The sequence below is a fragment of the Nocardia australiensis genome, from assembly GCF_020733705.1.
Taxonomy (GTDB): domain Bacteria; phylum Actinomycetota; class Actinomycetes; order Mycobacteriales; family Mycobacteriaceae; genus Nocardia; species Nocardia australiensis.
Window position 1 is genome coordinate 128,973 of the sequence record NZ_JAJFZM010000016.1, and the last position, 25,756, is coordinate 154,728.

The 25,756-nt window shown below is 65.2% G+C and carries 24 protein-coding genes and 1 pseudogene; 11 read left to right on the top strand and 14 right to left on the bottom strand.

All coding sequences use genetic code 11. The features are described from left to right. Positions 1 to 34: 34 nt before the first annotated feature. The 5 genes from LKE06_RS27905 to LKE06_RS33390 all read right to left on the bottom strand — a co-directional run bounded on the left by LKE06_RS27905 (position 35) and on the right by LKE06_RS33390 (position 5,133). Complete coding sequence (locus LKE06_RS27905; protein ID WP_228002322.1) at positions 35 to 1,330, bottom strand: sulfate adenylyltransferase subunit 1; 1,296 nt, start codon at positions 1,328 to 1,330, stop codon at positions 35 to 37. 1 nt (position 1,331) lies between these two features. Next, on the bottom strand, positions 1,332 to 2,291 hold the full coding sequence (gene cysD / locus LKE06_RS27910) for a sulfate adenylyltransferase subunit CysD (RefSeq protein WP_228002323.1): 960 nt from the start codon (positions 2,289 to 2,291) through the stop codon (positions 1,332 to 1,334). Further along, entirely contained in the window at positions 2,288 to 3,034 is a 747-nt protein-coding gene (locus LKE06_RS27915) for a phosphoadenylyl-sulfate reductase (RefSeq protein ID WP_228002324.1), read from the bottom strand. Before LKE06_RS27915 ends, cysD begins: the two co-directional genes overlap by 4 nt. Positions 3,035 to 3,094: 60 nt before the next feature. Beyond that, on the bottom strand, positions 3,095 to 4,903 hold the full coding sequence (locus LKE06_RS27920) for a nitrite/sulfite reductase (RefSeq protein ID WP_228002325.1): 1,809 nt from the start codon (positions 4,901 to 4,903) through the stop codon (positions 3,095 to 3,097). 137 nt (positions 4,904 to 5,040) lie between these two features. Then, positions 5,041 to 5,133: an Ms4527A family Cys-rich leader peptide gene (locus LKE06_RS33390; protein WP_372477439.1), complete on the bottom strand. Its 93-nt coding sequence runs from the start codon at positions 5,131 to 5,133 to the stop codon at positions 5,041 to 5,043. A gap of 389 nt (positions 5,134 to 5,522) precedes the next feature. On the opposite strand from LKE06_RS33390, the gene hemW reads away from it, so the two are divergent. The 6 genes from hemW to LKE06_RS27950 all read left to right on the top strand — a co-directional run bounded on the left by hemW (position 5,523) and on the right by LKE06_RS27950 (position 10,075). After that, on the top strand, positions 5,523 to 6,728 hold the full coding sequence (gene hemW, locus LKE06_RS27925) for a radical SAM family heme chaperone HemW (protein WP_372477440.1): 1,206 nt from the start codon (positions 5,523 to 5,525) through the stop codon (positions 6,726 to 6,728). Between the two features lie 213 nt (positions 6,729 to 6,941). Then, positions 6,942 to 7,379 carry an RskA family anti-sigma factor gene (locus LKE06_RS27930; protein ID WP_228002326.1) on the top strand — a complete coding sequence of 146 codons (438 nt, stop codon included), beginning with the start codon at positions 6,942 to 6,944 and terminating at the stop codon, positions 7,377 to 7,379. Between the two features lie 243 nt (positions 7,380 to 7,622). Next, positions 7,623 to 7,844 carry a hypothetical protein gene (locus tag LKE06_RS27935; RefSeq protein WP_228002327.1) on the top strand — a complete coding sequence of 74 codons (222 nt, stop codon included), beginning with the start codon at positions 7,623 to 7,625 and terminating at the stop codon, positions 7,842 to 7,844. A gap of 174 nt (positions 7,845 to 8,018) precedes the next feature. Continuing rightward, a complete protein-coding gene (locus tag LKE06_RS27940; RefSeq protein ID WP_228002591.1) occupies positions 8,019 to 8,822 on the top strand; it encodes an alpha/beta fold hydrolase in 804 nt (267 codons plus the stop codon). Positions 8,823 to 9,329: 507 nt separating this feature from the next. Beyond that, positions 9,330 to 9,560 (top strand): hypothetical protein, encoded by a 231-nt coding sequence (locus LKE06_RS27945; protein ID WP_228002328.1) that lies wholly within the window; start codon positions 9,330 to 9,332, stop codon positions 9,558 to 9,560. Then, positions 9,557 to 10,075: a DUF3159 domain-containing protein gene (locus LKE06_RS27950; RefSeq protein WP_228002329.1), complete on the top strand. Its 519-nt coding sequence runs from the start codon at positions 9,557 to 9,559 to the stop codon at positions 10,073 to 10,075. The genes LKE06_RS27945 and LKE06_RS27950 overlap by 4 nt, the downstream gene beginning before the upstream one ends. Here the strand turns inward: LKE06_RS27950 and LKE06_RS32995 are convergent. The 5 genes and pseudogenes from LKE06_RS32995 to LKE06_RS27970 form a co-directional block, all read right to left on the bottom strand. Further along, positions 10,066 to 10,209: pseudogene (locus LKE06_RS32995) on the bottom strand (DUF6596 domain-containing protein); the annotation flags it as partial. The gene LKE06_RS27950 and the pseudogene LKE06_RS32995 sit on opposite strands and share 10 nt — an antisense overlap. A 44-nt stretch (positions 10,210 to 10,253) precedes the next feature. Further along, positions 10,254 to 10,712, bottom strand: a complete 459-nt coding sequence (locus tag LKE06_RS27955) for a MaoC family dehydratase (RefSeq protein ID WP_228002330.1) — start codon at positions 10,710 to 10,712, stop codon at positions 10,254 to 10,256. Between the two features lie 87 nt (positions 10,713 to 10,799). Continuing rightward, a complete protein-coding gene (gene fabG, locus LKE06_RS27960) occupies positions 10,800 to 11,528 on the bottom strand; it encodes a 3-oxoacyl-ACP reductase FabG (RefSeq protein ID WP_228002331.1) in 729 nt (242 codons plus the stop codon). A 28-nt stretch (positions 11,529 to 11,556) separates the two neighbouring features. Next, positions 11,557 to 12,771, bottom strand: coding sequence for a CaiB/BaiF CoA transferase family protein (locus LKE06_RS27965; RefSeq protein ID WP_228002332.1), 1,215 nt, complete (start codon positions 12,769 to 12,771; stop codon positions 11,557 to 11,559). Beyond that, a complete protein-coding gene (locus LKE06_RS27970; protein ID WP_228002333.1) occupies positions 12,768 to 13,946 on the bottom strand; it encodes an acyl-CoA dehydrogenase family protein in 1,179 nt (392 codons plus the stop codon). The genes LKE06_RS27965 and LKE06_RS27970 overlap by 4 nt, the downstream gene beginning before the upstream one ends. A gap of 86 nt (positions 13,947 to 14,032) precedes the next feature. Here LKE06_RS27970 and LKE06_RS27975 point away from each other — a divergent pair, with 86 nt between their 5' ends. Then, on the top strand, positions 14,033 to 14,932 hold the full coding sequence (locus LKE06_RS27975) for a LysR substrate-binding domain-containing protein (RefSeq protein WP_228002334.1): 900 nt from the start codon (positions 14,033 to 14,035) through the stop codon (positions 14,930 to 14,932). Positions 14,933 to 15,040: 108 nt separating this feature from the next. Here LKE06_RS27975 and LKE06_RS27980 read toward each other — a convergent pair whose 3' ends face one another. The 4 genes from LKE06_RS27980 to LKE06_RS27995 form a co-directional block, all read right to left on the bottom strand. Continuing rightward, complete coding sequence (locus LKE06_RS27980; protein WP_228002335.1) at positions 15,041 to 15,796, bottom strand: glucose 1-dehydrogenase; 756 nt, start codon at positions 15,794 to 15,796, stop codon at positions 15,041 to 15,043. Then, positions 15,793 to 17,175, bottom strand: a complete 1,383-nt coding sequence (locus LKE06_RS27985; RefSeq protein WP_228002336.1) for an NAD-dependent succinate-semialdehyde dehydrogenase — start codon at positions 17,173 to 17,175, stop codon at positions 15,793 to 15,795. The genes LKE06_RS27980 and LKE06_RS27985 overlap by 4 nt, the downstream gene beginning before the upstream one ends. Before the next feature lie 76 nt (positions 17,176 to 17,251). Continuing rightward, positions 17,252 to 18,877, bottom strand: coding sequence for a flavin-containing monooxygenase (locus LKE06_RS27990; RefSeq protein WP_228002337.1), 1,626 nt, complete (start codon positions 18,875 to 18,877; stop codon positions 17,252 to 17,254). A 45-nt stretch (positions 18,878 to 18,922) separates the two neighbouring features. After that, entirely contained in the window at positions 18,923 to 19,858 is a 936-nt protein-coding gene (locus LKE06_RS27995) for an alpha/beta hydrolase (protein WP_228002338.1), read from the bottom strand. 291 nt (positions 19,859 to 20,149) lie between these two features. Here LKE06_RS27995 and LKE06_RS28000 point away from each other — a divergent pair, with 291 nt between their 5' ends. The 4 genes from LKE06_RS28000 to dnaJ all read left to right on the top strand — a co-directional run bounded on the left by LKE06_RS28000 (position 20,150) and on the right by dnaJ (position 25,753). Next, a complete protein-coding gene (locus LKE06_RS28000) occupies positions 20,150 to 21,205 on the top strand; it encodes an alcohol dehydrogenase (protein WP_228002339.1) in 1,056 nt (351 codons plus the stop codon). A 10-nt stretch (positions 21,206 to 21,215) separates the two neighbouring features. Next, on the top strand, positions 21,216 to 23,081 hold the full coding sequence (locus tag LKE06_RS28005) for a helix-turn-helix domain-containing protein (RefSeq protein WP_228002340.1): 1,866 nt from the start codon (positions 21,216 to 21,218) through the stop codon (positions 23,079 to 23,081). 379 nt (positions 23,082 to 23,460) lie between these two features. After that, complete coding sequence (gene hrcA, locus LKE06_RS28010) at positions 23,461 to 24,492, top strand: heat-inducible transcriptional repressor HrcA (RefSeq protein WP_228002341.1); 1,032 nt, start codon at positions 23,461 to 23,463, stop codon at positions 24,490 to 24,492. Positions 24,493 to 24,598: 106 nt separating this feature from the next. Beyond that, positions 24,599 to 25,753, top strand: coding sequence for a molecular chaperone DnaJ (gene dnaJ / locus LKE06_RS28015; protein WP_228002342.1), 1,155 nt, complete (start codon positions 24,599 to 24,601; stop codon positions 25,751 to 25,753). Positions 25,754 to 25,756: the final 3 nt, after the last annotated feature.

A 25,756-nucleotide genomic window follows, 5' to 3' on the forward strand; every position in this document is an offset into this window, starting at 1 on the left:
CGCGGATACGAAACGTGCTGGCGCGGACCGCATATCAGACTGCGCTGCCGACCTCGACGGCCGACAGTGCGTCACCGACCAGGCCGGCCGCGAGGGTATTGCCCCCGGCGGGATCGATGAGCAGAAAGCTGCCGGTGTGCCGGTTGACGAGGTAGTCATCGGCCGCGATGGGCTCGGCGACGCGCACCGAAATGCGCCCTATGTCATTGAGCTCCAACGACTCCGGTGTGGCCTCGGAGGTCAGGCGCTGCTCGTCGAAGCGCTCGACCAGCGCGCCGACGATGGCCTGTGTGGTCCGGGTGCCGTGCTTGAGCAACAGCCGCGCACCCGGGCGCAGCGGCTTGTCGCCCAGCCAGCACACGGTAGCGTCGAAGGTATCGATCGGCTCGGGGGCATCGGAGACCGACGCGATGATGTCGCCACGCGAGATGTCGACGTCATCGGCGAGGACCAGCGTGACACTGCGCCCGGACTGCGCGACGGCGAGCTCGCCATCGGGGGTGTCGATCCGCTCGACGGTGGAGCGAATACCCGAGGGCAGCACCACGATTTCATCGCCGGGGGCGACCGAACCCGCGGCGATCTGGCCGGCGTACCCGCGGTAATCCGGGTATTCGGCGGTGCGCGGGCGAATCACGTACTGCACCGGGAACCGCAGCCCCAGCGAATGCGTGCCCGAGCTGTCGGCGTCCACCGGAACGGATTCCAGGTGCTCGATCAGCGAAGGCCCGTCGTAGTACGGGGTGTTCGCCGACCGGGTCGCGACATTGTCACCGTTGAGCGCGGAGACCGGAATCTCCTGCACATCCTCGCTTTTCCAGCCCAGCGTGCGGGTGAGCTGATTGAATTCGGCGGAGATATCCGCGAATACGGTTGCGGCATCGTCGACCAGGTCGATCTTGTTCACCGCGAGCACCAGCTTCGGCACCCCGAGCAACGCGAGCACCGCGGCATGGCGACGGGTCTGCTCGATGACCCCTTTACGAGCGTCGACGAGCAGGATCACCAATTGAGCGGTGGACGCGCCGGACACCGTGTTGCGGGTGTACTGCACATGTCCCGGGGTGTCCGCGAGCACGAAGGACCGCTGCGGCGTGGCGAAATATCGGTAGGCGACATCGATTGTGATGCCCTGCTCCCGCTCCGCCCGCAACCCGTCCACCAGCAGCGACAGGTCCGGAGTCGTTAGCCCCTTGTCGACCGACGCGCGAGTGACGGCGTCGATCTGATCCGCCAGCACGGATTTCGTGTCGAAGAGCAGGCGTCCGACCAGAGTGGACTTGCCGTCGTCGACAGAACCGGCGGTGGCCAGCCGTAATAGGTCGGACATATCAGAAATAACCCTCTCTTTTGCGGTCTTCCATCGCGGCCTCTGACACTCGGTCGTCGCCGCGCGTCGCACCGCGTTCGGTCAAACGGGACGCGGCGACCTCGGCGAGGATCGCCTCGTTGTCGGCGGCATCGGAAAGAATCGCGCCGGTGGAGGATCCGTCGCCGACGGTGCGGTAGCGCACCGAACGGGTTTCGAGCACCTCACCATCGCGTGGGCCACCCCAGACGCCCGGCGTCATCCACATGCCGTCGCGCTGGTAGACCGGGCGCTCATGGGTGTAGTAGATACTCGCCAGATCGATGTTCTCGCGGGCGATGTAGCGCCAGATATCCAACTCGGTCCAGTTGCTCAGCGGGAACACCCGCACGTGCTCGCCTGGCGCGTGCTTGCCGTTGTAGAGGTTCCACAGTTCCGGGCGCTGCCGCTTCGGATCCCACTGCCCGAAGGCGTTGCGCAGCGAGAAGATCCGTTCCTTGGCGCGCGAGCGCTCCTCGTCGCGGCGGCCACCGCCGAATACCGCGTCGAAGCGGTTGTCGCTGATCGCGTCCAGCAGCGGGACGGTCTGCAACGGATTGCGGACGCCGTCGGGCCGCTCGACGAGCCTGCCGTCGGCGAGGTAGTCCGCCACGTTGGCGACGTGCAGGCGCAGGCCGTAACGCTCGATGATTTTGTCCCGGAACTCCAGCACCTCGGGCAGGTTGTGCCCGGTGTCGACGTGCAGCAATGCGAACGGAAGCGGCGCGGGCCAGAAGGCTTTGAGTGCCAGGTGTAGCAGTACCGTCGAGTCTTTGCCACCGGAGAACAGGATCACCGGCCGCTCGAATTCTCCCGCCACCTCACGGAAGATGTGGATGGACTCGGACTCCAACGCCGCGAGGGTGTCGAAGTCATTGACGCCGAAGGCGCGTTCGGAGGTGCCGGATGAATTCACAAGTCCACTCACACTGGTTTCGGTCATGACTGATGCAACCCGCATTCGGTCTTGGCGAGGCCGGCCCAACGGCCGCTTCGGGGATCGGATCCCGGCTTCGGCTTCCGTGTGCACGGAGCGCAGCCGATGGACGGATATCCCTCCTCGACCAGGGGATTGACGAGGATGCCGTGCTCGGCGATGTAGGTCTGCATCTCGTCGTCGGACCAGGCGGCGATCGGGTTGATCTTCACCAGCCCGAACGCCTCGTCGAACGAGATGAGCGGCGCGTTGGCGCGCGTCGGCGCCTCCACCCTGCGGATGCCGGTGACCCAGGCGTTGTAACCCGCGAGGGAATTCTGCAGCGGCACCACCTTGCGCAGTCGGCAGCATTCGCCGGGATCGCGTGCGAACAGATCCTTGCCGAGCAGCTGATCCTGCTCGGCGACAGTATGTTCGGGCGCGACATCGACGACGTTCACCCCGTACACGGCCTCGACCGCGTCCCTGGTGCCGATGGTTTCGGCGAAGTGATAGCCGGTGTCGAGAAACAGCACGTCCACACCCGCGCGGACCTGTGCGGCGAGGTGAACCAGCACGCCGTCCTGCATATTTGAGGCAACGATGTAACCGGCGCGCTTATCTTGGGCACCGCTGGATGCGGTGCCGAAGTTGTCCTCGGTCCACCGCAGCAGCTCCGCCGCCGACGCGCCGCCGAGCTCGGCCGCGCCGCGCGCCGCGATCGTCCGTAGCTCGTCTTCGGACAGCTTGTCCGCCAATGGTGTTGTCATATCAGATCTCCCGTACCGAGTTATCGCTCAGCTCTACTCGATCGCCGCTGCCTGCCCTGGTCACTTCAGATCGGCCTCTTCGGCCCGAACCGCCCACTGGGCGAACCGTTCGCCGTCCGCACGGTGCTTGATGAAGTTGCGCACCACTCGCTCGATGTAGTCACCGAGTTCATCTGTGGTCACTTTGTGCTGACGCAGCTTGCGACCGAAGGCGCTATCGAATCCGAGGCTGCCACCGAGATGAACCTGGAAGCCCTCCACATGATTCCCGGTGCCATCGTCGATGAGCTGTCCCTTGAACCCGATATCGGCGACCTGAGATCGTGCGCACGAGTTGGGGCAGCCGTTGATATTGATGGTGACCGGAACATCCAGTTGCGCATTGAGATCCGCGAGCCGCTCCTCGAGCTCGGGCACCAACACCTGGGACCGTTTGCGGGTTTCGGCGAAGGACAGCTTGCAGAACTCGATACCACTGCACGCCATCAGGTTTCGCCGCCACAGCGACGGACGTGCCTGCAGGCCTAACGGTTCCAGTTCGTTGATCAGCTCGTCGACCTTGTCGTCGGCGACGTCGAGCACGATCAACTTCTGGTAAGGGGTGAACCGAATCCGATCGGCGCCGACGCGCTCCACGGCGTCGGCGACCTTGGTCAGCACGGTGCCCGACACGCGGCCGGCGATGGGGGAGAAGCCGACGGCGTTGAGACCGTTGCGCAGCTTCTGCACACCGACGTGGTCGATCGGCTTGGTCGGTTGCTCCGGCGCGGGCCCGTCGATCAGCTTGCGCTTCAGGTATTCATCCTCGAGTACCTGGCGGAACTTCTCGATGCCCCAGTCCTTGATCAGGAACTTCAGCCGAGCCTTGGTGCGCAGGCGGCGGTAGCCGTAGTCGCGGAACAACGAGACGACCGCCTCCCACACGTCGGGCACCTCGTCCAGCGGCACCCACGCGCCGACCCGCTTGGCGAGCATCGGGTTCGTCGACAGACCGCCGCCGACCCATAGATCCAGACCCGGGCCGTGTTCGGGATGATTCACACCGACGAACGCGACGTCGTTTATCTCGTGCACCACATCCTGCTGGCCCGAGATGGCGGTCTTGAATTTGCGCGGCAGGTTGGAGTACTCCTTCTTGCCGATGTAGCGGCTGACGATCTCATCGATCGCCGGAGTCGGGTCGATGATCTCGTCGAGCGATTCACCGGCCAGCGGCGAACCGAGCACTACACGCGGGCAGTCGCCGCACGCCTCGGTGGTCTGGAGTCCGACCGCCTCGATCCGCCTCCAGATCTCGGGGACGTTCTCCACCTCGATCCAGTGGTACTGCACGTTCTCGCGGTCGGACAGATCGGCGGTGTCGCGACCGAATTCGGTCGAGATCTGACCTAGCGTGCGCAGTTGTTCGACGTTGAGCGCGCCTCCGTCGCAGCGGATGCGCATCATGAAGTATCTGGCCTCGAGCAGGTCGATGTTCTCGTCGCCGGTCCAACTGCCGTCGTAGCCCTGCTCGCGCTGGGTGTAGAGACCCCACCAGCGGAAGCGGCCGCGCAGATCGCTCTTATCGATACTGTCGAAGCCCTGCTTCGAGTAGATGTTCTCGATGCGGGCGCGGACGTTGAGCGGGTTGTCGTCCTTCTTGCTCTGTTCGTTCGGGTTGAGAGGTTCTCGATAGCCGAGGGCCCACTGGCCCTCGGACTTGCGGCGCACCGGCTTTCCGGTACGTGCGCGCGGCACTGCGGCGGCCTCGGGACGAGGACGGTCCGGTCGGGCACGTCGCTCGGAGACTGGGCGGTCGGCCCGCGCGTGATGCCCGGGCCGGGACTCCGGCGTGGGCTGGTCGGGACCGGCGTCGGTACTCGACGTCATGGGGTCGCTCCTGCTGGGTGGTTGAAAACATCCGTGCTGGAGGCGCGAGGGGCTGACTCGCGCCTGCGGTGTCAGCGGGCCGATGTCATCGAAATCGGGAGATCGCCGGGGGAGACCCGGAACTGCGTGCCGCTGTACTACCGGAGGGAATCGGGCAGACAACAGGCACTGCAGACGCGCTGGTAGTCGACGTGGCGACGTGCCACAAGTCGTACTCCAGATCCGCGCATGGAGCATATTGTGCCACGTCAACAAGGACGCGCGAAGCTCCCGGCCGTATTTCCCGCAATATTGAGGGAAATTCCCTGGACCGTGTGGTCTGGCTGTGATGGCCGTCATATACAGACGCGTGAACTCGGCCGACAGTTCGCCATTGCGGCCGGCCGGGCGTGAGCGCACCGTTTCGGCGACCGTAAACGCGACCGCATGGCGCGCGGTCGCCCACGCCGCGACAGTCGGATTTCGCCGTGCGACGTTCTCCGAGCACACCCTGGTCCCGGTGCGGCGAGTGTCGGTAGTCGGCATCACTCTGACGCGCTGCGCGGCGGGAGGTGTGACGGGCCGCTCGGCGCGGCCACCCGGGGGAACCGCGCCGAGCGCGGGCGTTCACACTGGTGGGGTGAGTTCAGCTGCTGACACCACCGAAGCCGAGACCGATGACCTCGTGCTGCGTGATTTCGGCGGTGGCCCCTTCGGGATTTATGTACACGTGCCGTTCTGTGCGACTCGATGCGGATACTGCGACTTCAACACCTACACGGCGGGGGAGCTCGGGACCTCGGCGTCGCCGCAATCGTGGCTCGAGGCGCTGCGGGTGGAACTGGCCACGGCGGCCGAGCGGTTCGCGGCGCTTCCGACGACCACCCCCGATGTAGCCACGATCTTCGTCGGCGGCGGGACGCCCTCGCTGCTCGGTGGTGACGGACTCGGTGCGGTCCTCGACGCGGTACGCGCGAACTTCACCCTCGCGGCCGGCGTGGAGGTGACCACCGAGTCGAATCCGGAATCGACCTCACCGGAGTTCTTCGACCAGATCCGTGCCGCCGGATTCACGCGGGTATCGCTGGGTATGCAGTCGGCCGCGCGACATGTGCTGAAGGTGCTCGATCGCACGCACACACCGGGCCGGGCCGTTGCCGCCGCGAGGGAGGCGCGCGCCGCCGGATTCGAGCACGTGAATCTGGATCTGATCTACGGCACCCCCGGCGAGCGTGCGGCCGATCTCGACGCCAGCCTGGACGCGGTGCTCAGCGCGGGTGTCGATCACGTCTCGGCCTACTCGCTCATTGTCGAGGACGGAACCGCGTTGGCGCGGCGGGTGCGCCGTGGTGAATTGCCCGCACCCGATGACGACGTGCTCGCCGCCCGCTACGAGCGCATCGACGCGCGCCTGTCCGCCGCCGGTCTCACCTGGTATGAGGTATCCAATTGGGCCGCAGGCGATTCCGCTCGCTGCCGCCATAACCTCGGCTACTGGGACGGTGGCGACTGGCTCGGCGCGGGTCCCGGCGCGCACAGCCACGTCGGCGGAGTCCGTTGGTGGAATATCAAGCACCCCGCGCGCTACGCCGACCGGATGGCCGATGGTGCTCTGCCTGTGGCAGGCTGCGAAACGCTGACCGACGACGAGCGTTACACCGAACGCGTCATGCTCGCGGTCCGCCTGCGCACCGGGATCCTGATTACCGAATTGGATTCGGCCGCGACCAGCGCCGCGGCCCGTGTGGTAGCGGACGGTCTCGCGCGACGAACGGGCGACCGCTTAGTGCTGACCGATCGCGGACGCCTGCTCGCCGACGGCGTCGTTCGCGAACTGCTCGGCTAGCCGTCGAGCCCGGGCTCGTCGATGTGGCGGTGTCGCCCACAACGATGACAAAATAGCGCGGCGTTCGGTAACCGGCCAGTGCCGCAGTCCGGGATTGGTTCCCAGCATTCGGACCGATTGGTCAGGTTTCGCGTGTATCGATCCGGGTAAATACTTCTGTGTTGAGCACGGCTCTGTCGACGATCGTCACTCGCCATGTCGTGTAGGGACCACGTGACCGAAACCGTGTTGATGCCGCCCGCCGCGCATGTATCGGCGGCTCCGGTGAGAGTCTCCCTACCGGCCGGACAGGAAGTGGCACCGATGACCGACAGCGAGCTGCCCAAACCGGATCTGCTCGACCTAGCCGACCTGTACGCGATGGATGCGGTCTCCGGGCCCGAGCGGCAGTCGATCGAGCGCGGTCTCGACGCCGCGGACGACGCGACCGTATCGGAGTTCGAGGCCACCGTGCAGGGCGTTCGAGAAACGTTGGCATCGCTGTCGGTACTGGACGCGCAGGGACCTCCGGCCGCCCTGGAATCTCGGGTTATGCGGGCATTGGACGATGCCGCCGAAACGGACCAGGAGACCCTGGCCATCACCGTTGAACCGGCGGGTGGTTCGCCGCAGCCGACGACAACGCCTGTCGCAGGTGTCGATTTGGTCTGATCCGGTAGTTGCGGTGGCATCCGCCGCTTTCGGCGCGCTCGCTGATGCTGCCCGCCCTGCCAGAGCGGTTCGCCGATATTTTGCCGAGTCCTGCGCGGGCACCGGACCCGTGTTTGGTAACGATTGGACGACGGATCGCGACCAGCCACCGCCGACATGTTCCCCGGCCGGAGCCCGTTCGGTCGGTTGCACTATCACGGTTCGGTCAACCCGCGTAGGCTCCGATGCAACCCAAGGAGTCTTATGCCCACGGCACGACACATCACTCTTGTTCACGAACAAAGCGAATTCGCGGAGTCGCGGGCCGCGGAGAAGGCGGAAACCGCGAGGCAGAGTGCGATAGCGGCCAGGACGGTCGCCAGTCATTCCGAGAACGCCGAAGACTGCGTATCTCTGCTGGCGATGCTCGGCCTGGACGCTCTCGCGGGCAAGCTCGCCGGGGTCAGCGCCACGCCTGAACACTAGGCGCCGATCCGACGGGCCGGATATGGCCGAGGGCTCCGCTCGACGAATGCCCGGCCATCCCGCTCCTGGTTGTGGTAGCTCTATCTGCCACGCCGCGTGAGCCGTACGGTGACTGCTACCAAGTCTTTCAACGCCTACCTTCTCGACTTCTTCAAGAAACGGATGGTAGATCCGATGAACCTTGCCCGTAGCCTGCGCGCCGCGCTGATCGCGTTGATTGTCGCCGTCGTACCCGTCTTGGCGGCCACACCCGCGAGCGCCGCCCCACTGCCGACGATTGTGCTCGTACACGGCGCCTTCGCCGATACCACCAGCTGGGACAGCGTCGCGGCCCTGCTGCGGGACCAGGGCTATCAGGTGGTGACACCGGATAACCCGTTGCGCGGTCCCGCCCATGACGCGGCGGCAGTGCAACGGGCGGTGGATTCGGTGTCGGGACCCGTTGTACTCGTGGGGCATTCATACGGCGGCACCGTGATCAGCAACGTGCACGCCGCGAACGTCGAGGCGCTGGTCTATATCGCGGCCTTCGCGCCGGTGCAGGGCGAACCGGCCGCGCTCGCACTCGACCCGATCCGATTCCCCGGATCTCAGCTGCTGCCACCGGCCCTGCAGCTGCGAATTGTCGACGACGCCACTGGAATTGCCGGGAAGAATATCGACGGCTACCTCGCCGCCGACAGCTTCCACGACGTATTCGCACAGGACGTCAGCGACGCCACCGCCGCCGACATGCTCGCCCACCAGCACTCCATTGCCGCCGCGGCGAACATCGAACTTTCCGGATCGCCGTCCTGGGCTTCGACTCCGAGCTGGTACCTGGTCTCGAGTGCCGACCGCGTCATTCCCCCGGCGTCGCAACGGTTCATGGCGAATCGGGTGGGTGCGCACACCAGCGAGGTCGAGGCGTCACACGCGTCGCTGGTTTCCCATCCCGCCGACGTCGCGGCGGTGGTGGAGGCCGCCGCAGGACGTTGACGGTGACAGCCAACGCTCGCCGTCGACCCGGTGCGCCCGGCATCCATCACAGCCGTTGAATACGGGGCTTTTGCCTCACGTGTTCGCTGCACCCGGCGGATGACAGATATTTCACCGGAGGCGGCATTGCGTAGCCGAGTCTGCGCAGGAACCAGCGCGTCAAACTCAGTCCACGGCCCTCAGGCGGGACGCCAGTCCACGATGCGATTGATCATGTGGAACGCCACGAGCGACGATCGGCCCAGGAATACCGCGATGTTCACGGGCCGACCTGCACGACACCCACCGGCAGCAGTTCGAAGTCGTATCCACCGTAGGGCGAGAGCCGGGGATTGACACGCACCGGCGCAGATCTTCAGCCATGTGTGGATGGCGGCGGGGTTCATTGCCGCGCGCCGCATGTTGGTGTTCGGACCGCCGCTGTGGGCCCGGCCCCTGAACCTTCCGCGTGGGCTCGATTCGCCGAGAACCCTAGCCATTTCTGACCAAGTGATCTATTTTTTGTCCATGCGGTCAAAAATCGGCGTCAGGGCTCGACCGACCTTCATCGAGGCAGGCGCGCAGGGAGCAGATCCTGACCTGCGCGGTGGCGGCGATCGTCCAATCGGTGGCGGTGATCATTCGCGGCGCGATCGACGCCGCTGCCGGCACCTGGCCACCGACCCCCGTTTCGATCTGGACACCTACACCCGAGAACTCGTCACGCTGATCGAGCGCGCCACCAGGAGGTCGATATGAGCGCCGACATTCCCCCGTCTGCGGCTCGTCGAGGACGCCGCGGCGCCCTCATCGGGCTCTTGGGCGTGGACCTGTTGTGGCCGTTCGCCACGTTCTACGGGCTGCGACTGCTCGGTGCCAGACCCATCCTCTACGACGCCACACTGCCTCTGCTGCCGGCCGATGCGGCCGCTCGCTGGCGCACGGACTGGGACCGCAATGCGGAGTTCCGCCGTACGCTGCGCCGGATGACCGCGGCCTGGGGTGCGGCTTTCCTCATCGACGCCGCCGCCCGCGTCGTCATGGCATACACCCTACCCGTCGATGTCGTACCCGGAGCCAGCGTCGGGCTGCTCGTGGTCATGCTGGTCGCGATCGTGCAGATCACCAAGGCATACGCCCGACGCCGCCTCCCCACTTTCACCGACGAACACGCGGCACTCGACGGTCAGGTGGCCGCGACCCAATCCTCGACACCCACCACGCCGGTCCACCTTGAGCAAGCTTCTACTTCCCGGGGTCCGGCGCCGGAATGATCACGCCTCGGAGCATCCGGCAGCAGTTCGTCGTACCACTCGGCGATCAGGCGGGTGCCCCACAGACCGCGGTCCTGCTCGGCGAGCGGCACGAGGCTGCCGTTGGGCCGGGTCCGGGTCGGGCGCCGCGCGTGCGCCGACGTTGTCGACGGGGTCGTTGGCGAGTCCTTCCGCGGATTCAGGGCACCACCAGTGTGAGGGTTTCGGCCACCAGCGCCGGCCTGTCATCGTTGTCGACCTCGATCGCGAACTTCGTGGTGACCAAGGTCCCTCGGTCGGTGGTCGAACACGTAATCGGTGTGGCTGTCGCCCGGATCCGTGAGCCGGTGCGTATGGGGGCCGGGTACCGAACTTTGTTGCAGCCGTAGTTCACGCGGGCCGATCCGAATGCAAGGGTGTATAGATCGGCCGCCAACCTCGGTATCAATGAGAGGGTCAGGTACCCGTGGGCGATCGTGGTTCCGTAGGGGCCCGATGAGGCCCGCTCGGGGTCGGTGTGGATCCACTGGTGGTCCCCGGTGGCCTTGGCGAACATGTCGATCCTGGCTTGATCCAGTGTCATCCATGGGCCGGGACCGATGGGTTTTCCGATATGGAAGTGAACATCTTCCGAGGTATTGAAGACCAGGACGGTCATTCCCGTGCTCTGCCTTTCGTCTGCGCCGTTCCATGCCTGCTGTTGTCAGGCTGCGACGACTTTTCTTCGCTTGATGTCCGGTCATGCCTACATGTAGCGGCCACCGGTGACCTCGGCGACGGTGCCGGTCATATAGGAGGACAGGTTGGAGGCGTAGAAGAGGGCGACGGACGCGATTTCCTCAGGTTCGCCCGCGCGTTGCATCGGAATCTCGGACATCTTCTGACTCCAGATGTGTTGGGGCATCGCCTCGGTCATGGCAGTTCGGATGAGTCCGGGCTGGATGACGTTCACCCGAACACCCAGGTGGGCTACTTCCTTGGCTGCTGCCTTGGAGAGACCGACGATTCCTGCCTTGGCAGCCGAGTAGTTGGTCTGGCCCACGAATCCAACCTTTCCCGAGATCGAAGAGAGGTTGATGATCGATCCTCCGCCAGACTCACGCATGATGCCCGCAGCGAGGCGAGTTCCGTTCCAGCATCCGCGGAGATGGACTTGGACGACATCATCGAACTGTTGCTCGGTCATCTTGCGCATCGTGGCGTCGCGAGTGATACCCGCGTTGTTGACCATCACGTCGAGCGAGCCGAACGAGTCGGTCGCCACCGACAGGAGGGCGGTGACGTCGTCGGAGGAGGTCACATCGCATCGGACGCCGACGGCAGGTCCCAGTAGTGACACCGCGGCCGCACGGGCCTTCGTCTCGTCGAGGTCGCCGATGACAATGTTCGCCCCGCGCTCGGCGAACGTGCGGGCGATCGCCAGTCCGATTCCTTGCGCCGCTCCGGTGATCACAGCGGTCCGTCCTTCGAGCATGTTGTCCTCTTCTCTGTGCGTCGGCGGATTATCGGGTGGCGGCGGTGTACGTGGTATCGGACTGCAACGCGATGCCGGCTGTTATCAGCATGTCGGCGGCATCGGTATCGAGTCCGGATTCGACGAGCAGAGCGCAGGTGTGCTGACCGAGAGCTGGGACATCGCCCATTCGGGCCTCGGTGTCCTCGAACGTGGCCGGCGGAAGCAGGGCATGCACCTGGGCATGTTCGGTCCACACCGTCCGCCATCGGTCGCGGGCACGAAGCTGAGGGTGCTCGACGACTTGGTCGAGTTGTTTGACCTGAGCGGCGGGTATTCCTGCTGCGGCCAGCCTCATGTCCAGTTCCGCGGTCGTCCATCGGGCCGTCTTGGTCGCGACGAGTTCGTCGCATTCGCGACGGTTGGCCACTCGTTGAACATTTGTCACGAAACGGGGGTCGTCCGCAAACTCGGGGACGCCGAACACTTCGGTGACGAGTGTGCGCCAACCCCGGTCGTTCTGAATCCCGATCAGGATCTTTCCGTCACGGGTGGGGTACGCGTCGTAAGGAGCGATCGAGGTGTGGCTCAATCCCATTCGCGGTGGCTGGCTTCCGGTGTAGAGCTGGGTGTAGAGCGCGTGCCCCATCCACTCGATGGTCGCTTCGAGCATCGACACCTCGATGGTGGCACCTGCACCGGTATGCCATCGGCGAAGTAGGGCAGCCAAGATCGCCTGGGAGCAGGCCGCACCGGATGCGATGTCGGCTGTGGGAATTCCCGTTTTTACGGGGGTGTCGGGGGTGCCGGTAATCGAGATCAAGCCGGCTTCGGCCTGAATGAGCATGTCGTAGGCCTTGCGGTCTTCGAGCGGACCACCGCCGCCGAACCCGGAGAGGTTGACGACGATCAGCTCGGGATGCGCGACGCGCAGTTCCTCGGCGCCGAGGCCGAGCCGTTCGGCGGCCCTGGGGGCGAGGTTCTGGATGAAAACGTCGGCATTGTCGACCAGGCGTCGTATTGCCGAGCACCCCTCGGGGCTCTTGAGGTCGACAGCGATCGATTCCTTCCCTCGGTTGAGCCAGACGAAGTGTGCCCCGGTGCCGTGGACAACGTGGTCGTAGTTGCGGGCAAGGTCGCCGCCGTCGACCCGCTCGACCTTGATTACCCGCGCGCCGAGGTCGGCGAGCGTGCGGGTGGCCAGAGGTGCGGCCACGGCCTGTTCGAGTGCGACGACGGTGACCCCGTCGAGTGGCAGGCTCATGACGCCTGCCTCTTCGCTTGCTTCACGAGTCCTCCACCGATGATCAAGCGTTGGATCTCGCTGGTGCCCTCGTACAGGCGCAGCAGGCGCACATCCCGGTAGATCCGTTCGACGGCCACTTCGCGCATGTAGCCACTGCCGCCGTGGATCTGAACGGCGAGGTCCGCGACCTTGCCCACCATTTCGGTGCAAAACAGTTTGGCGACCGAGGGCGCTATCCGTCGATCGGTGCCGTTGACCCAAGCCCGCGCGGCATCGCGGACCAGCGCGCGACCGGCCATCACTCCGACCTGCTGGTCCGCGATCATCGCCTGGACCAGCTGGAAGTTGCCGATCGGGGTGCCACCCTGCGTCAAGGTCGCGGCGTAAGCAACAGACTCATCGAGGGCGCGCTGGGCCTGGCCCACCGCCAGCGCCGCGATATGCACGCGTCCTCGGGCGAGCGAGGTCATCGCTGCCCGGTACCCGATGTCCTCGCTACCCCCTACGAGCGAGGATGCCGGCACCCGAACGTCGTTGAAGTGGACGTCTGCGGTCCAGGCCCCCTCCTGCCCCATCTTGCGGTCCTTGGTTCCGACGGAAACCCCGGCGGTGCCGGCCGGCACCAGGAACACAGCGATACCGGTTCCGTTCTCGTCGGCCGGGCGGGTACGGGCGAACACTACGAACAGATCCGCGATGGGGGCGTTGGTGATGAACCGCTTTTCTCCCGTGATCACCCAGCCATCGCTGTCCGGGACGGCTTTGGTGCGCAGGCCGGCCGGATTCGATCCGGCGCCTGATTCGGTGAGCGCGAAAGAGGTGACGACCTCGCCCGCGGCGATCCGCTCGAGCCACAGCTGTTTCTGCTCGTCGGTACCGAATCCGACCAGCACCTGACCTGCGATGCCGTTGTTCGTGCCGAACATCGATCGCAGCGACAAGCAGGTATAGCCGAGCTCCATCGCGAGTTCGACGTCTTGAATGAGGTTCAGGCCCAGCCCTCCCCACTCCTGGGGGATGGCGTATCCGAACAGACCCATTTTCTTGGCGACGGCTCGGATGTCTTCAGGGATCGCGTCGGTCTCGGAGATCTCCTGCTCACGAGGAACGACCCTGGTGCGGACGAAGTCACCGACCTGCTCCAGGACATCGGCGAAGACATGATCGGGGACGTCGGGGTTGGCAGTGTGCATGACCTCACTATCACTGTCAGATTATGATCGGTCCAATACCTAATATTCAGTTCTGAAATACCCATTGGTGAATAATCGGGAGCGTTATGGACATCGGGCAGCTGCGAGCCTTCCTTGCGGTGGCAGAGGAACTGCACTTCGGGAGGGCAGCGGAGCGTCTGCACGTCGCACAACCACCACTCAGCCGCACGATCAAAGTGCTCGAACGCGAACTCGGGACGGTGTTGTTCGCCCGGAGTACGCGGTCGGTGCGGCTGACGTCGAGTGGGCAGGCGCTGGTGGGTCCCGCTCGCAACGTCCTCGACGCCATACGTCGTGCGGAAGAGTCGGTTCGTTTGGCGGACGACGGACAGACGGGGCTGGTGCGTGTTGCGTTCGCTGGGGTCTCGACGCACCCGCTGGTGGCCAGGCTGGCTCGGGCGGTTCGCTCGCAGCGGCCGGGGATCCAGCTCGAACTATCGAGCCAGAACTTCGCGCAACCGGCGATGAAGAAGCTCCTACAGGGCGCGTCGGACATCGCCCTGGGGCGGTGGGACGTCATTCCCGCAGAGGTGTCCGCGCAGGTAGTGATGGCGGATGCGCTCGTCGTGGCGCTACCGGACACACATCGGCTCGCCGGTGGACGCCGACTGACCGCAGCGCAGTTGTCCGGTGAACCGTTCGTCATGTTGCCGCCGCACGAGGGCGCGGTACTGCCGGACCGGCTGCGGAAGATGGCACAGGCGAACGGCTTCGTCGCCGATGTCGTGCAGGTCGCTCCGGACACGCAGACGGCCTTGGCACTCGTCGGCGCCGAGGTGGGATGTCACCTGACCCTGGCCTCGGTCGCGCTGAACGTCTCCGATCCGCACGTGGTCTTCATTCCGCTGGATGTGGCTGGCAACGACGTCGACTTGCGGGTGGCGTGGCGCCGCGACGACACAAACCCGGCTCTCCGATCTGTTCTCGATCTTGTTTTCTCCCTGGAGCAGCCGAACGTCACCTGATGGACGGGTGCTGAACAACCGTATGGGCTCCAGCCCGCCATACCGATCGGAATCGCGGGTCGAGCCCGTGATCCCGATCGGATTCGTGAACAGGTCCGGTAGGGGGATCTACTGGGCGATATAGCCACCGTCGACGACGAGTTCGGAACCGGTCATGAACGAGGATTCGTCCGAGGCGAGGAACACTACCGCTGCGGAGACCTCCTCGGGCTGTGCCGCGCGTCCGAGAATGGTGGTGCCCAGCAGGGCTCGGGCTCCTTCAGGGTCGGCGAGTATGTCGTTCGTCATCGCCGTCGCGATGACACCGGGGTGAACGGAGTTGACCCGGATTCCGTACTGCTGAAGGTCCACTGCTGCGGCTTTGGTCAGGGACCGCACCGCACCCTTGGACGCCTCGTACGCGGCCGCGTTCGGTGCGCCGATGATCGCGTACATCGAGGAGATGTTGACGATTGACGGCGCCTTTGAGTTCTTCATCGCTGGTATGACCGCCTTGCATCCCAGGAAAGTGCCCTTGGCGTTGACCTCGAGGATCCGATCCCATACGTCGTCATCGGTCTCCGGTAGCGACTTGAAGGCGAGGATCCCCGCATTGTTCACCAAGACGTCGATCCGTCCGTGGTGCGCGACCGTGTGGTCGACGACGGCCTTCCAGTTCTCGGAGCTGGATACGTCGTGCTGCACGAACGAGGCAGTGCCGCCTTCGGCTTCGACGAGCTCGACGGTCCTGCGACCTCCGTCGATGTCGATATCGGTGACCACCACCGCCGCGCCCTCTCGCGCCAGGAGTTGAGCATGTGTACGCCCCATGCCGGCCGCTCCGCCGGTCACCACGGCGATCTTGTTTTCGACACGCTTGGTCATCGTTTTCCTTCCATGTTTCTCACGAGCTTCTTGTTGGCAAATTCGTTGAAGCCGAACCGGGCCAGCTCACGGCCGATGCCAGAACGCTTGACTCCGCCGAACGGAAGGTCGGGGGAACTCTTGCTGGTGCTGTTGATCCACACCATTCCGGTATCCAGTTCCGCCGCGACACGGTCGGCCTGCTGTGGATCCGAGGTGAATACGCTGGCTCCCAAGCCGAACGGTGAATCGTTGGCCATCCCGATCGCCTCGTCGAGAGAACCGACACGATGGACGACCGCAACCGGACCGAACAGCTCCTCGTGGTAGGCCCGCATCTCAGTCGTGACACCGACGAGGACGGTGGGCGGATAGTAGGCGCCGTTCCCACTCGGGCGGTGGCCACCGGTCAGTGCCTCGGCACCGTGGGAGATTGCATCTTGTACGAGCTCGTCCAGTTCGTCGACCGCCGACCGCGACGACAGCGGACCAAGTTTCGTTCCAGGGTTGGTCGGTTCGTCTGGTTGCCAACCGGCCGTTCCGTCGAGGAACTTTCGAACGAACTCGTCGTAGACGGGTTCCTCGACGAGAAAACGTTTCGACGCTGTGCAGGCCTGCCCGCCGTTGGCGAATCGACCGACGACGGCTGCAGCGGCCGCCGCGTCGACGTCCGCGTCGCGGAGCACGATGAACGGGTCCGAACCGCCGAGCTCGAGCACACACTTCTTCATGTGCCGTCCGGCGACCTCACCGACGGCTGACCCGGCCTTCTCGGATCCGGTCAGCGAAACGCCCTGAACGCGTGGGTCTGCGACGGCATCTGCGACTTGGGCGGAGGAGATGAAAGCGTTGAGGTACACCCCATCGGGCAACCCGGCTTCGGTCAGGACTCGCGCGATGGCGAGGGCGGACTGTGGGCAGTTGCGAGCGTGCTTGAGAACGATCGTATTGCCGAGGGCGATGTTGGGAGCAGCGAAGCGGGCCACCTGGTAAAACGGGTAATTCCACGGCATGACACCGACGAGCGGGCCGATCGGCTCGGTGCGGACGACGGCCGTACCCGGTCCGGCGATATCGAGGTGCTCGTCCGCCATGAACTCCTCGACGTGGTCGGCATAGTACTGATAGATCGACGCGACGAGCGCTACCTCGCCTTTTGCCTGTGTGATCGGCTTGCCCATCTCCATAGTGAGGAGCTCGGCCAATTCGTCGGCCTGTTCCCGATAGATCTCTGCGGTTCGTACCAGGACGGCTCGGCGCTGCGTCAGCGGTGTGGTGCGCCAGGTGCGATATGCGGTGGCGCTGCTCCCGATGAGATCGTCCATCTCAGCGTCGGAAATCTCCGGGTACTGTGCGATCTTTTCCCCGGTGGCGGGGTCGGAGGTGGTGTAGACACCCATAGGGCTCTCCTGCGTTGTGGGTGGACGGTGGCCGGGTTCGCGAGTTCGGACGCACCATCAGTGAGGGATGCGGCTGTCAGGCAATGACCGTGTCGGCCGACTTCAGCTCGAACCCTCGGTATCCGTCGGCGGCGACGCCGGTCAGGAGGGCCCGGTAGTTACCCAGACCGCCGAGGTAGAACAGCACGCTGGGCTTCTTGCCCGGAACATTTGCCCCGAAAATCCACGAATCGACCTTGGTGAACACCGTGGCGTTGGCGATCTGCGTGCACGTTTCGGTCCATTCGGCCTCGACCTCCGGTGTGGGCTCGATTGCCTTCACTCCGTTGCGCTCGGCGTACCCGATCATCTCGCTGATCCACTCGACCTGGGTCTCGATGCTCGGCGGGAGATTGGTGAATGGACCGTTGGGGCCGAGCACCATGAACCAGTTGGGGAAGTTCGTCGTGGAGATGCCCAGATAGCTGGTGGGCTGACCGCCCCAGTGGTCGTTGATGTGCTGACCGTTGCGACCGCGGATCTCCATGCGACGGTAGTTGCCGTCCACAGCGTCGAAACCGGTTGCGAAGATCAGTACGTCCAGCTCATGCAGCTTCCCGTCTTCGGTCACCACACCCTTCGGGGTGATCTCCCGGAAGGGGGTCTCTTTGAGCGCGACGATGTCTACGTGGTCTTGGTTGAAGGTTTCGAAGAAGCCGTTGTCGCAGAGCGGACGCCGGGCGTAGAGGTCGTGGGGGGTCAACTTCCGGGCCTTCTCCGGATCCTTGACGATCTCGGAGATCTTGGAACGAATGAAGGACGCCGCGGCCTCATTGGCCGCCTCGTCGGTCGCGATGTCCCCGAAGGTGCCGAACATGAATCGGAAACCACCGCCACGTTCCCATGCTTCCTGGAGGACTCGGTTGCGCTCTTCCTCGCAGACGGACATGGCAGGAACGGTGGATTCCTCGAAACCGAAGGCTACGGAGGAGTTCTTGGCCTGCTCCCAGATCTGGTCGTAGTTCGCTTTGATCGCGGCACGATCTCCTTCGGACACCGGGCGCTTGCCCACCGGGACCGAGTACTGCGGGGTGCGCACGAAGTGGGTCAGGTGCTTCACCTGCGGGCCGAGGGCAGTGACCACCTGGGTGCCCGTGGAGCCCGATCCGACGACTCCCACGCGCTTGCCGGTCAGGTCCTGACCGTCGGGCCAAGCAGCGGTGTGCAGGATCTCCCCTTCGAAGGTATCCATGCCCGCGATCTTCGGCATGTTCACGGCCGACAACAGGCCAACGGCGTTGACCACATACTTTGCGCGGTAGGCCTGGCCATCCCCGGTGGCAACCTCCCACATACCTTCGTCCTCGAGGTACACGGCGGAGGTGACCTCGGTGCCGAAGCGGAAGTGGCGGCGCAGGTCGAACCGGTCGACGACGCCCTCGAGGTAGCGGAGGATCTCCGGCTGCGTCAGGTACGTGTGTGTCCACGTGTCCTCCTGCAGCATCTCCCGATCGAAGGAATACCGGTAGAGGTGGCTCTCGGTATCGGACAGGGCGCCGGGATAGCGGTTCCAGTACCAGGTGCCAGCGGGGCCGTCCGCCTTGTCGAAGCCGATCGTGGTCAGGCCCAGTTCGTTATGCAGCTTGTGGACGGCGTAGATGCCTCCGAATCCGGCGCCGATTACGACGGCATCGACGGTATGGGGGGTGGTCTGGGCGGTCATGGCGAGTCCTTCGGCGTTTTGATGAGGGTAAAGAGCAGGTGAGGGCTACTTGCGGTACCAGGAGGCGAGCTTCGCGAACTCGTCGTCGACGAGCGAGGAGCGCCCGGCCAGGAACGGGTACACGTGCTGTTGGCCTTCACCGATGGACAAGGTGACATCGACACCGTGCGCCGTGGCGCGCTCCTCCAAGCGAGTGGCGTTGTCGAGGAGGGCCTCGGCGCTGCCGGCCGTGATGTACAGCCGGGGGAATTCGGTGAAATCGGCATACAGTGGGTTCGCCAAGGGGGTCTTCGGGTCCACCGCGTCGCCGAGGACGCCGGCGATCATGCCCTCGAGCAATTCCGGGGTGATGAGGGCGTCACTGTCGCTCTTGGTGACCAGGGTCTCGCCCTTGTTCTCCATGTCGAGCCACGGGGAGAAGGCGATGACCGCACCGGGGCCCTGCTTGCCTTGCGCCAAGAGCGCAAGGGCAATGGAGACGGCCAGGTTTCCACCGGCGGAATCACCGATGGTGGTGATGTCGTGCGCGGCGACGCCCTTCTCGACGAGCGCATCGAACGCGGCTACGCCGTCCTCGATCTGGGCAGGGTGCTGGAACTCGGGGGCGCGACGGTAGTCCAGGACGAATCCGATGACGCCGAGAGCCTCGGCGACATGGGCGGCAATCTTGCGGTGGCTGGCCGCCGAGCCGACGGCGAAGCCACCGCCGTGCGTGTACAGGAGCACCTTGGATGCGTCCGCGCCCCGGGGCAGACACCAGATGCCAGGGACACCGCCGACGACATCCTCGCGATAGGTCACGTCCTCCGGCTCGACGGTCGGCTGGTGCCACTCGTCGAAGAGGGAACGGAGCAGGCGTACGGACAGATCCGGATTCGCCGCCATGATCTCGGACCATTCGGCATACAGGTCGCGCAGGGCGTCCTCGCCCGGGGCGCTGCCGACAGCGGTGCCGGGCCTTTCGGAAATGTTGCTGGTCATGACTCTTCCTTGGGGGTCGGACCCGCTTTGGAGCGCGATGCTCGGCCTCGGGTCTGAATATGAGTTCTTCTGCCGCGGTCGTCTTGATGTGATGACCGTCGCGGCGACAAGCCCCAACGTAGAGACGTGTTCCAGAACACAGTTGTTCCGAAATGAAACAGTCGGCATGCCCACTTATTCATACTTCTCGAGTACTTAATCGCACCCGGATTCGGTATTGGATGCATATCGGTGGGTTAGGGCATGGTGAACGGATATGCCGATCGCCACATCGAACGGAGTGCACCCCCCATGCGTGTATTCGCTGTAATGCCCGACGACACCACCATCCACGACCTGCAGGTGCCCACACCGAATGCGGAGGGCAAGCAGGTGCTGCTGGCGGTCGTGCGAGCCGGCGTCTGCCACACCGATACCCACCTGCGCGCCGGCGGATACGACCTGGGTAGCCGCGGAACGATGAGCATGAAGGAGCGCGGCATCGAATACCCCATGGTCCTCGGCCATGAAGTGGTCGGCATTGTCGAGAAGGTCGGCGACGAGGTCGAGTCGGTGCGGGTGGGTGATGTGCGGCTTATCTACCCGTGGATCGGATGTGGCGCCTGCCGACAGTGCCGGGAAGGCCACGACAACCGATGTGCCGCAGGGCAGAACCTCGGCGTAGCCCGCCACGGCGGCTACGCCGAGAGCATCCTCGTGCCCGACGAGAAATACCTCGTGGACATCGAAGGACTCGAACCGAGCTGGGCCGCAACCTTGGCCTGCTCGGGCCTCACCGCATACAGCGCCGTGGACCGTATCCTTCCCCTCGACCCGAACGAGCCTGTCGTCGTCTTCGGGGCGGGGGGACTCGGCCTGACGGCCATCGCGATCCTGCGTTCCCTGGGTCACCTCAACATCTGCGCCGTCGATGTCGTCGAACGAAATCTCGCGGCCGCCCGAGACATGGGCGCCTCGAGTACCTTCGACTCCGGCGCCGGAGACGCGGGTGATCTCCACCGTGCCGTCGGTGGACCGGCCGGCGCGGTCATCGACTTCGTCAACAACGGCGCCACCGCCACCTCGGCTTTCGAGGTTCTAGCCAAGGGCGGAATCATGGTGCAAGTCGGGCTTTTTGGTGGCGAGGTCACCGTCCCCACCGCACTGCTGGCACTGCGCATGATCCGGATCGAAGGCAGCTTCGTCGGAACTCTCACGCAGATGCAGGCGCTCGTACGGTTGGCGCAAAGCGGCGGGCTACCCACCATCCCCGTCATCGAACGGCCGCTGTCAGCCGCCGAGATATCCGGCGCCCTGGACGACCTCACCGCCGGAGGCGTCGCTGGACGCATCGTCCTGACATCGTGAGAATGGAGAGATGCCAGTGCGTGGACCACGTCGTGAGGACGAGGTACGGATCGCTCGCGAACGGTTACTCGAGCAGGGATTGCTCCGGGCATTCGTGCCCAAGTCCCTCGTCGCCGCCGAGATCGAGCAGAGCTGGCGTCGATCGATCTCGCATCGCGTCGATCCGGGCGCAGAACCCCACGTCCTGGGGGAGATCGATCCGGGCAGTGCCATCCTGCGCGCCGCGGGACGCATCCTCGACCAGTGGCAGAGCAATCTGACACAGTCACGACTGGCACTGTTCCTGGCCGACGAGGACGGGCGCATCGTGTCCCGACGGATCGTCGCCGCCCAGGATGAGCGGATTCTGGACCGTGCCAACGCGGCCGAAGGGTTCGACTTTTCCGAACGTTCCTTGGGAACGAACGGGCTCGGCACCCCACTCGAGGCGCACGGCGTCGTTTTCGTCCGCGGCAACGAGCATTTCAACGATGGGCTCGCGAAGCTCGCTTGCGCGGGTGCTCCCATCAAACACCCCATCACCGGCCGGATCGTCGGTTCGCTCTCCCTTGCGTCCCATGTCGACGTCTCGAGCCCGTTGATGGTCGCCATGGTCCGGCAGGCTGGGCAGGAGATCGCCGAAGCGCTCGAGCACATGGCCGATTCCCGCGACCTGGAGTTGGCGCGCGCCTACCGCCGCTTCCGCTCGGCCCGGCACTCAGTACTGGTGATGAACTCGGAAACCGTCATGACCGACCTGCCGTCCCTCGCGCATCTCGATGCGGAGTCACATGCGGTGCTGTGGGAGAAGCTGCGCCAGCACCGCTGGGGCGACGACATCCTGAGACTCGAGCTGACTGCGCTCGGCACCGAGGCCCTGGTCCGACGCCTCGGGCGCGGCGGCCAGGACGCAATCTTTGCTCTGGAATTCACGGATCCGGGCGGCGTCGAGGTGACCGAGCAGTCCGCCGTCATCGCCGCACCGCAGGAAACGACCGCACCCGTCGTCGGTGGCATGCTCGATGCCCTGGTCGCCTACAAGCCCTCGGGATCTCCGTACGACCCGGTCCAACAGCGACTCACCGCCGCCGCTGCCATGGACAGACTCGTATGTGTGGTCGGAGAACCCGGCGTGGGTAAGCATTACCAGGCCGCGAAGTGGCTGCGCGAGCAGACTGGGCAAGAGCCCGAGGTCTTCACTGCTCCCGATGTCGCCGAGGACGGCGTGTTCTGGGACGACGCAGTTGCCGCGTTGCACGACAGACGTGGTGTCATCGTCGACGCCGACAGTCTGTGTGGCGAGATGCGCACGCGCCTAGTCGATTTCGCCCGTCGTCTGCCCACCGACCTGCACCCGGATGCCCGGATCATTCTCACCGAGCGGCGCAGTGCGACGGCAGGTCACGATGCCGAAACCAGCGGAGCTTCGACTACGGTGCGGATACCCCCTCTTGCCGAGCTGCGCGACGAACTGCCGAGCATTGTGCGCGACGTCTCGGCCACGCTATTCCCGCAGGCACCGGCGCCGAGGTTCTCTCCCGCAGCGTTTCAATGCTTGTTGGCCTGGCATTGGTCGGGCAATGTCGCCGAACTGGCTCGACTTCTCGCCTTGCTGCCGCACGTGGCGGCCGGCGGATTGATTCAGACAAAGGACCTGCCAGCCCCGATGTGTCACACGTCCACATTCTCCATGAGCCGCTACGAGCAGGCCGAACGCGATGCAATCGTGGGCGCGCTGCGGGAAGCCGAGGGAAACAAGTCACGTGCTGCGGCAATCCTGGGGCTCGGCCGCACCACGCTGTACCGCAAGATGCGGGCTCTGCAGATCGATACGCACGAACGCATGATCGCGCCCGGTCCGCGAGCCCGGACCGCGCCCGTACCGGGCGGCCGGTGACCTGCATGTACGGGCTGCCGGTGACCTCTGCCGACCGGCGTCGGGCGACACGCCCAGCCGTACCTGAAAGGCGGCGATCGAGCACGCCGACAGCTGACGCTGCCCGATTGGGCGGTGCAGGTACTACTGACACGACGGGCTGGTGCCACATGACCCGGAGGAAATAGTCCGTTCGCCGTGGCGGTGGCGGTCGCATGGGGCAACGCGCGCTCGAAGATGCATAGGCCCGTCTGCCACGCGTGAACGGGCGATCCAGCGGTGGACAACTAGACTGGAAAGTCAGCGGATCGGGATTTCGCGACATTGTGGTGCGGTCGGGAACCTGGTGTGCGAATACAGACGGGCGTTGGCCCGTGGACGAAGCGAGGAGGTGGGACCGATGTCGAGCACCGAGGATCGGCGCTTCGAGGTCCTGCGAGCCATCGTCGCGGACTATGTGTCGACCAAGGAACCGATCGGGTCCAAGAGCCTGGTGGAACGGCACAATCTGGGGGTGTCCAGCGCTACTGTCCGCAACGATATGGCGGTACTGGAGGCCGAGGGCTACATCACTCAGCCGCACACCAGCTCGGGTCGCATCCCGACCGATAAGGGCTACCGGCAGTTCGTCGACCGGATCGCCGATGTGAAGCCGCTTTCGGGCGCGGAGCGCCGGGCGATCATGGAGTTCCTGGAGTCGGGTGTCGACCTCGACGATGTCCTGCGTCGCGGCGTGCGATTGCTGGCGCAGCTGACCCGGCAGGTCGCGGTGGTGCAGTACCCGACGGTGTCGGCCTCCACCGTGCGGCATATCGAGGTGGTCGCGCTGAACCCGGCGCGACTGCTACTGGTGGTGATCACCGATACCGGCCGCGTCGACCAGCGTCTGGTGGAACTGGGCGCGCTCGTCGGTGACGACGATCTCGCCGTGTTGCGCGGCATGCTCGGCGGCGCCATGGACGGCAAACGGCTGGCCGTAGCATCGGCGGCGGTGGCCGAACTGCCCGAACGCGCCCCGCAGCGACTGCGCGACGTGCTGGTGCGCGTATCGACAGTGCTGGTCGAGACCCTGGTGGAGCATCCGGAGGAGCGTCTCGTGCTCGGCGGCACCGCCAATCTCACCCGCAATGCCGCCGACTTCGGGTTCCCCGGCTCGTTGCGCGCGGTGCTCGAGGCTCTCGAAGAGCAGGTGATCGTGCTCAAACTACTGGCCGCCGCGCAGCATCCGGGCACTGTTACCGTTCGTATCGGTGAGGAGACCCAGGTCGAGCAGATGCGTGGAACCTCGGTAGTGTCGACGGGCTACGGCGCGGCGGGAGCGGTGCTCGGCGGCATGGGGGTGCTGGGTCCCACCCGGATGGACTATCCGGGAACGATCGCCTCCGTCGCGGCTGTTGCTCGGTATATCGGCGAGGTTCTCGCCGAACGCTGACGGTGACGGCGTCCGACGACGCCGCTGCTACTCTCGACCTTTCGGCCGGATAAAGTTGAGTGCATCCGACTAAATACTGTTGCGACCCAAGGACTAGAGAACTCAAGTGGCACGGGACTACTACGGACTGCTCGGCGTCGCGAAGAACGCGACCGATCAGGAGATAAAACGCGCATACCGCAAGCTGGCGCGGGAACTGCATCCCGACGTCAATCCTGACGAGGTGGCGCAGGCCCAGTTCAAGGAAGTCTCGGCGGCCTACGAGGTGCTGTCGGACCCGGAGCGGCGGCGCATCGTCGACATGGGTGGCGACCCGCTCGAGTCCGGCGGCGGCGGCGGCGCCTACTCGGGCGCGGGCTTCGGCGGGCTCGGCGATGTGTTCGAGGCGTTCTTCGGTGGCATGAACGGCTCCGGTGGCGGCAACCGCAAGCCGCGCGGTCGGGTGCAGCCCGGCGCCGATTCGCTGCTGCGCACCCGGTTGAGCCTGGCCGAATGCGCGGTGGGCGTGACCAAGCACCTGACCGTGGATACGGCGATTCTCTGTGATGTGTGCACCGGTTCGGGCACCAACGGCAAGTCCAAGCCGGTGCGCTGTGAAACCTGTGGTGGCGCGGGCGAAGTCCAGTCCGTGCAGCGTTCCTTCCTCGGTCAGGTGCTGACCTCGCGGCCGTGTCCGACCTGCCGCGGTGCCGGTGAGACCATCCCTGATCCGTGCCACAAGTGTGGAGGCGACGGCCGCGTGCGGGCGCGCCGCGAGATCGCCGCCCCCATTCCGCCCGGTGTGGCCAATGGCATGCGGGTCCGGTTGGCGGCGCAGGGCGAGGTCGGTCCGGGTGGCGGGCACGCTGGTGATCTCTATGTGGAGGTCGTCGAGCAGCCGCACGATGTGTTCGTCCGTGACGGCGACGACCTGCACTGCACCATCCGGGTGCCGATGGTCGATGCCGCGCTCGGTACCACGGTGGTCGTCGACACCATCCTGGACGGTCCGACCGAACTGACCATCGCCGCGGGCACCCAGCCCGGTGAGATTTCGGTGCTGCGTGGCCACGGCATGCCGCGCCTGCGTTCCGGTGCGCGCGGCGATCTGCTCGCGCATCTGGACATTGTGGTGCCGACCAAGCTGGACGCCAAGCAGACCGACCTGCTGCGCAAGTACAAGGGCACCCGTGAGCGGGAACGCGCCGAGGTGATGTCGGCCCAGTCCGAGCACAACAGCGGCCTGTTCGCCCGGCTGCGGGCGTCCTTCAGCGGGCGATAGCCG

Excerpts from the sequence above, each read along its gene's own strand:
- hrcA (WP_228002341.1), top strand. The coding sequence starts at position 23,461 with ATGTCGAGCACCGAGGATCGGCGCTTCGAGGTCCTGCGAGCCATCGTC.
- LKE06_RS27935 (WP_228002327.1), top strand. The coding sequence starts at position 7,623 with ATGCCCACGGCACGACACATCACTCTTGTTCACGAACAAAGCGAATTC.
- LKE06_RS27965 (WP_228002332.1), bottom strand. The coding sequence starts at position 12,771 with ATGAGCCTGCCACTCGACGGGGTCACCGTCGTCGCACTCGAACAGGCC.
- LKE06_RS27915 (WP_228002324.1), bottom strand. The coding sequence starts at position 3,034 with ATGACAACACCATTGGCGGACAAGCTGTCCGAAGACGAGCTACGGACG.
- LKE06_RS27995 (WP_228002338.1), bottom strand. The coding sequence starts at position 19,858 with ATGACCAGCAACATTTCCGAAAGGCCCGGCACCGCTGTCGGCAGCGCC.
- LKE06_RS27905 (WP_228002322.1), bottom strand. The coding sequence starts at position 1,330 with ATGTCCGACCTATTACGGCTGGCCACCGCCGGTTCTGTCGACGACGGC.
- fabG (WP_228002331.1), bottom strand. The coding sequence starts at position 11,528 with ATGCTCGAAGGACGGACCGCTGTGATCACCGGAGCGGCGCAAGGAATC.
- LKE06_RS27975 (WP_228002334.1), top strand. The coding sequence starts at position 14,033 with ATGGACATCGGGCAGCTGCGAGCCTTCCTTGCGGTGGCAGAGGAACTG.
- LKE06_RS33390 (WP_372477439.1), bottom strand. The coding sequence starts at position 5,133 with ATGCGCGGATCTGGAGTACGACTTGTGGCACGTCGCCACGTCGACTAC.
- LKE06_RS27945 (WP_228002328.1), top strand. The coding sequence starts at position 9,330 with ATGCGGTCAAAAATCGGCGTCAGGGCTCGACCGACCTTCATCGAGGCA.
- LKE06_RS28005 (WP_228002340.1), top strand. The coding sequence starts at position 21,216 with ATGCCAGTGCGTGGACCACGTCGTGAGGACGAGGTACGGATCGCTCGC.
- LKE06_RS27980 (WP_228002335.1), bottom strand. The coding sequence starts at position 15,796 with ATGACCAAGCGTGTCGAAAACAAGATCGCCGTGGTGACCGGCGGAGCG.
- LKE06_RS27990 (WP_228002337.1), bottom strand. The coding sequence starts at position 18,877 with ATGACCGCCCAGACCACCCCCCATACCGTCGATGCCGTCGTAATCGGC.
- LKE06_RS27970 (WP_228002333.1), bottom strand. The coding sequence starts at position 13,946 with ATGCACACTGCCAACCCCGACGTCCCCGATCATGTCTTCGCCGATGTC.
- LKE06_RS27985 (WP_228002336.1), bottom strand. The coding sequence starts at position 17,175 with ATGGGTGTCTACACCACCTCCGACCCCGCCACCGGGGAAAAGATCGCA.
- LKE06_RS27955 (WP_228002330.1), bottom strand. The coding sequence starts at position 10,712 with ATGACCGTCCTGGTCTTCAATACCTCGGAAGATGTTCACTTCCATATC.
- LKE06_RS27920 (WP_228002325.1), bottom strand. The coding sequence starts at position 4,903 with ATGACGTCGAGTACCGACGCCGGTCCCGACCAGCCCACGCCGGAGTCC.
- LKE06_RS27950 (WP_228002329.1), top strand. The coding sequence starts at position 9,557 with ATGAGCGCCGACATTCCCCCGTCTGCGGCTCGTCGAGGACGCCGCGGC.
- cysD (WP_228002323.1), bottom strand. The coding sequence starts at position 2,291 with ATGACCGAAACCAGTGTGAGTGGACTTGTGAATTCATCCGGCACCTCC.
- LKE06_RS28000 (WP_228002339.1), top strand. The coding sequence starts at position 20,150 with ATGCGTGTATTCGCTGTAATGCCCGACGACACCACCATCCACGACCTG.
- LKE06_RS27940 (WP_228002591.1), top strand. The coding sequence starts at position 8,019 with ATGAACCTTGCCCGTAGCCTGCGCGCCGCGCTGATCGCGTTGATTGTC.